Source organism: Streptomyces sp. NPDC054847 (assembly GCF_053610925.1).
This window is the reverse complement of record NZ_JBSGZJ010000513.1, coordinates 1-4875: the sequence shown is the minus strand read 5'-3', so window position 1 is coordinate 4875 and position 4875 is coordinate 1. Positions and strand designations below refer to the sequence as shown.

General features: G+C 72.3%; 5 protein-coding genes and 1 tRNA gene. 3 read left to right on the top strand and 3 right to left on the bottom strand.

Annotated elements, in window-relative coordinates; translation table 11 throughout:
• Nucleotides 1–52 precede the first annotated feature (52 nt).
• Nucleotides 53–126, top strand: a tRNA-Ala gene (locus ACWGH4_RS31280).
• Between the two features lie 269 nt (nt 127–395).
• Here the strand turns inward: ACWGH4_RS31280 and ACWGH4_RS31275 are convergent.
• Both ACWGH4_RS31275 and ACWGH4_RS31270 read right to left on the bottom strand, forming a co-directional pair.
• Entirely contained in the window at nt 396–1340 is a 945-nt protein-coding gene (locus ACWGH4_RS31275) for a trypsin-like serine peptidase (protein ID WP_453466823.1), read from the bottom strand.
• Between the two features lie 110 nt (nt 1341–1450).
• On the bottom strand, nt 1451–1939 hold the full coding sequence (locus ACWGH4_RS31270) for a GNAT family N-acetyltransferase (protein ID WP_005316460.1): 489 nt from the start codon (nt 1937–1939) through the stop codon (nt 1451–1453).
• A gap of 50 nt (nt 1940–1989) precedes the next feature.
• Between ACWGH4_RS31270 and ACWGH4_RS31265 the strand changes: the two genes are divergently transcribed.
• Nucleotides 1990–2787 carry an exodeoxyribonuclease III gene (locus ACWGH4_RS31265; protein ID WP_453466821.1) on the top strand — a complete coding sequence of 266 codons (798 nt, stop codon included), beginning with the start codon at nt 1990–1992 and terminating at the stop codon, nt 2785–2787.
• Between the two features lie 52 nt (nt 2788–2839).
• Here the strand turns inward: ACWGH4_RS31265 and ACWGH4_RS31260 are convergent, their stop codons facing one another.
• Nucleotides 2840–3910, bottom strand: a complete 1071-nt coding sequence (locus ACWGH4_RS31260) for a winged helix-turn-helix domain-containing protein (RefSeq protein WP_453466819.1) — start codon at nt 3908–3910, stop codon at nt 2840–2842.
• A 164-nt stretch (nt 3911–4074) separates the two neighbouring features.
• Here ACWGH4_RS31260 and ACWGH4_RS31255 point away from each other — a divergent pair, with 164 nt between their 5' ends.
• Complete coding sequence (locus tag ACWGH4_RS31255) at nt 4075–4770, top strand: hypothetical protein (protein WP_453466817.1); 696 nt, start codon at nt 4075–4077, stop codon at nt 4768–4770.
• The last annotated feature ends 105 nt before the right edge of the window (nt 4771–4875 follow it).

The following is a 4875-nucleotide window of genomic DNA, read 5'->3' as shown; positions in this document are numbered from 1 at the left end:
GAACGGATTTCCAAGCACCCCGATCGGGATGCTAGAGTTTCACTCGTTGCAAGGGCCTGTGGCGCAGTCTGGTAGCGCACCTCGTTCGCATCGAGGGGGTCTGGGGTTCAAATCCCCACAGGTCCACCGCAGCTGAGAGCCCCAGTCGGATTAGTCCGACTGGGGCTCTCGCCATTCATGCGGCAGCCGAGTGCGGCAACCGGGCCGAGACCCGGTCGTCCCTGACGCGTCCACGAGCCGGCGGGCGCGGGCCGTACGGAGCCGTGTCTGTCGCGGCAGGCCGACGGCGACCACCTTGCGGGACGCTCCGTTCGGCAGGGCCCTGGCGGATCTTCCGGCAGGGCCGCCCCGACCCGTGGCGGTCCGGGGAGTGCCTCACACCATGAGGCACTCCGTCACGACACCTGCGCCTTGTCGTAGACGGCCTTCGCCTCCGCCCCGAAGTACGGGCCGAACATGCGGTTCGGCAGGAACGTGTAGCCGAAGCTGTTCACGGAGACCTGCAGACCCGTCCCGGTGGATTCGTTGAAGGACTCGAACCAGGGGCCGCCGCTGGAGCCGCCCGTCATGTTGCAGCCGAGGCTGTGGTCCTGGGAGAAGAGGAAGTCCTTCGAGCTGTTGCCGCTGCAGTGGATGAGCTTGGAGCCGTCGTAGGGGGAGGCGGCGGGGAAGCCGAAGGCGTACATCGCCTTGTTGTAGCCGCCGTTGAACTTCAGGCCCTGGGCGCCGACGGTCTGGCTGAGTGTCTTTCCGTTCAGCGGGGCGACGACGGCGGCGCCGACGTCGTAGTTGATGTCCTCGCTCGCCGCCCACTGGTCCGTGGCGAGTGTCTTGGTGGCGCTCCACTGGCCGTACGGGGCCTGGCCGTTGTCGTAGCCGGGGACGAAGACCCAGTTGGTGTGCCAGGAGCCCTGGTACTTCACGCAGTGACCGGCCGTCATGACGGTGCTGCCGTTGGTGCTGGTGACCGAGTTGCCGGAGCAGGAGGCGGTGCGGCCCTGGAAGGTGAAGAACACGCGGCCGGAGGTCTTCACCACCGAGCCGCCGCCCGTCCACGGGCCGCCGGCCTGCGGGAAGGCCGTGGGCCCCACGACCGTCTCCTCGCCGGCCGGTGAGGCGGGTGCCCGGAAGGAACCCGGCGTGACGCGGATCACGTCGAGCGGGGTGGCGCTCCGCATCCGCTCGGCGGTCCAGAAGCCCTTGGCCGCCTGCTCGGGGGCGAAGGACGCGGGAGTGGGGGCGGGGGGCGGGGCGGCGCCGGCGGAGGTGGCGGACAGCGCCCCGGCGAGCAGGGCGCCGACGGCGGTCAGGACCGAGGCGGCAAAGCGGTGGCGTCTCACGCATGTCTCCTTCTGCCGTGCCCGCCCGCGGGATGCCTCGGGCGGGGTGGGGGACAGGACGGTGCGGATCGACGTGCGTGAGGCAGAGTGCCACGAATCGCGAACTTATGTCAGGGGCGCGTCAAGAACTTCGCCATGCAGAGGCTGCTCTCGTACTCCCGGTAGTGGCCGAATTTCGCGCACGGCACGTAGCCGCTGGAGGTGTACAGCGCGATCGCCTCCGGCTGCATGTCCCCGGTCTCCAGCACCATGCGGGTCCGGCCGGCCGCGCGGGCGTCCTCCTCCAGGGCGGCAAGGATGCGGCGGGCCAGGCCCAGGCCGCGTGCCTCTGGGATCACGTACATGCGCTTCAGCTCGGCGTCGCCGTCCGAGTACCCCTCCGGGTTCTCGTCCTGGGTGCGCCAGCCGCCGGTCGCCAGCGGGCGGTCCTGGTCGTCGTAGGCGATGAGATACAGGCCACTCGGCGGGACGAACATCGAGGCGTCGAGCGGCGTCGCGTCGCCCTCGCCGTCCCCGTATCGCTCCACGTATTCCAGCTGGACCTGGTCATTGAGCTTCACGGCGTCCGGGTGGTCGAAGCTCACGGTTCTGACATGCATGCCCAGAAGCGTACGTGTATGCGAATGGCGTCGGCCGGTATGGTGCCGGGATGCTCACCGTGACCTCCGTGAATGTGAACGGTCTCCGTGCCGCCGCGAAAAAGGGCTTCGTCGAGTGGCTGGCCACCACCGCCGCCGACGTGATCTGCCTCCAGGAGGTGCGCGCCGAGGCCGATCAGCTGCCCCCGGAGGTCCGTGACCCCGAGGGCTGGTTCACGGCGCACGCCCCGGCGGCCGCGAAGGGCCGTGCCGGCGTCTCGCTCTACACGCGGCGTGAACCGGACGCGGTGCGCATCGGGTTCGGCTCGAGCGAGTTCGACGGCAGCGGGCGGTACGTCGAGGCCGACCTGCCCGGTGTCACGGTGGCGAGCCTGTATCTGCCGTCCGGCGAGGTCGGCACGGAGCGCCAGGACGAGAAGATGCGCTTCATGAGCGAGTTCCTGCCGTACCTGAAGGAACTGCGGGCCCGGTCGGCGGCGGACGGCCGCGAGGTCGTGGTCTCGGGCGACTGGAACATCGCCCACCAGGAGGCCGACCTCAAGAACTGGAGGGCCAACCGGAAGAACTCCGGCTTCCTCCCCGAGGAGCGGGAGTGGCTCGGCCGGGTCTTCTCCGAGGCGGAGTACGTGGACGTGGTCCGCGGCCTCCACCCGGACCGGGAAGGCCCGTACACCTGGTGGTCCTACCGCGGGCGGGCCTTCGACAACGACTCGGGCTGGCGCATCGACTATCAGGTGGCGACGGCCGGTCTGGCCCGGCGCGCGGTGAAGGCGTGGGTGGAGCGGGCGGCGACGCACGGCGAACGCTGGTCGGACCACGCGCCGGTGACGGCCGTCTACGGCCCGTAGGCCCGGTTCGGACGGCGCGGTCGGTCGGTTCTCGGCCGGGCCGCCCTGTCCGTCAGTCCTCGCCCAGGTCGCCCAGGTCCCCCGGGTCCCGGCCCAGCAGCCGGGTGCCGAGCGGGCACCGCTGGTAGAGGACCACACGGCGTCGCCGGCGGCTGCGGACCAGCCGGGCCCGGCGCAGGATGCCCAGGTGGTACGAGACCGTCGCCGGCGCCAGAGCCATGTCCCGGCTCAACTCCGAGGTCGAGCGTGGTTCGTCGAGGCCGGCGAGCAGCATCGCCCGTGTCTCGCCGATCAGTTCACGTAGCGCGTCGTCGCCCTGTTCCGGGGAGGAACCCCACAGCCGGGAGACCCCGCGCGCGGGGTAGGTCAGGACGGGCGGCCGCGGATGCTCGGCGCTGAACAGGACTTGTGCGTCCACGGCGGTGGAGGGCACCAGGACGAAACCGTCGGTGGCCCAGTCGACGACCACGTCGTACGGGCGGGCTATGCGGATCTCGCCGTCCCGCCAGCGCACCCCGTCCCCCAGGTCGTCGATCATGGCTCCCGCGCCGAGGCCGGCCATCTTCTCGGCGCGGTGGCTGACGTCGTCCTGGAGGACGGCACGGACCGCGTCCCACTCCGGTGCGAGCGCCGCGGTGAAGTAGTCGACGAGGGCGTCCGCCGCGCGCGAAGCCAGTGCGGCCGGGCCGGCCCGCAGCGCGTCGGCGACCGAGGGCGGCATCGGGCGGCGCCACCGCTCGTACGCCGCGGCGCTCGGGAAGGCGGCGGCGACCTCCGGACGTATCGCGCGCCCGCGGAAGGCGATGTCGAGGTGGTGTTCGACCTCGTCCGGCGGGGTCCGGCGCACGACGTCCGCGGCCCGCTCCACGGAGACCAGGGCGCTGCCCGGAGACGGGGTGAGGAAGTCGGGCGTGTAGGGGTGGTCGTGCGGGATCAGGCCGTGGAGCAGTTCGAGAGAACGGGGCTCCGCGCCGGTCGCGGCGCGGTCGAGGCGGCGCCGGAGGTGCGCGGGCTGCCGCCGCAGGGCCCTTCGGCGGATGCCGCCGACCGTCTCCGTCGCGGCACAGATCGCGAACCGTGAACGCCCGAGGGTGTCCGCCGACACCGGGATCCGTACCGTCACGCCGTCCGCCTCCCCCGCGCCCCCGTCCCGGCGCGCCCAGTGTGCCACGCGGCCGGGGGACCGGTCGGATTCGAGCCCGCTCGAATCTGTGGGCCGAAGACGGCGGCTCCTGTTGGGTCGTTGTCGTCATCGCATCCCGCGTACCAGGCGAAGGAGCGCACCTCATGCCCGTCGATCGTCGCCGTTTCCTCCTGAGCGGCACCGCCGCCGGCGCCCTTGCCGTCGTCGGCGGAGCCGGCCTCTCAGGTCATGCCGCCGCGGCCCCGGCCCGCCCGGCGAACTCCCCGGCCGCCCGTGAGCCGGTCGTCGTCGGCGCCAATCCCGGCCTGGTGCTCTACGACGGGGACCGGCTCACGGCGTACGCCGCGGTCTGGCAGGTCGACTGGTCCCCCTACGGCGCCGGGAACGTCATCGTCCTGTGGCACCGGGACCAGGTACACCTCTACGGCTCCGATCCGCGTCTGGCGCGTTGGCTGGAGCGGGACTTCGTGCGCCACTTCCCGGAGGCGGAGGGCCTGGTGTGGCCCGAGCCGGTCGTGCACCGGGTGCCGGTGCGGGTGAGGATGGACACGGCGCACGGCCTGCGGGCCGACGCGGCCGACGTGCGCATCACCATGGGCGACGTCCTCGACAGGCGTGCGTTCGCCACCGACGCGTTCCCTCTCGGCGGCGGGGTCGAGCACAGCCTCAGTCTCGTGCTCGGTCCGTGCGGGCACGGCTCTGTCCACGTCGGCGGACGCGCACTTGCCGGCCGGCCGCGTGTCGGAGGCACCGCGGCGCGGCCCACGTCGACGGCCTACCTCGCCGTCGCGGAAGTCTGGCAACGCCCGTTGGGCGCCGCTTCGTCGGCGGCGGGCTGAGCCCCGGACAACGACGGCGCGGGCCGGGGTGGGGCCGGCACCCGCGACGGCCGGTGATCGGGGGCGGGAGGCCGGTGATCGGAGCCGGGCCGGGCGACACGGGGC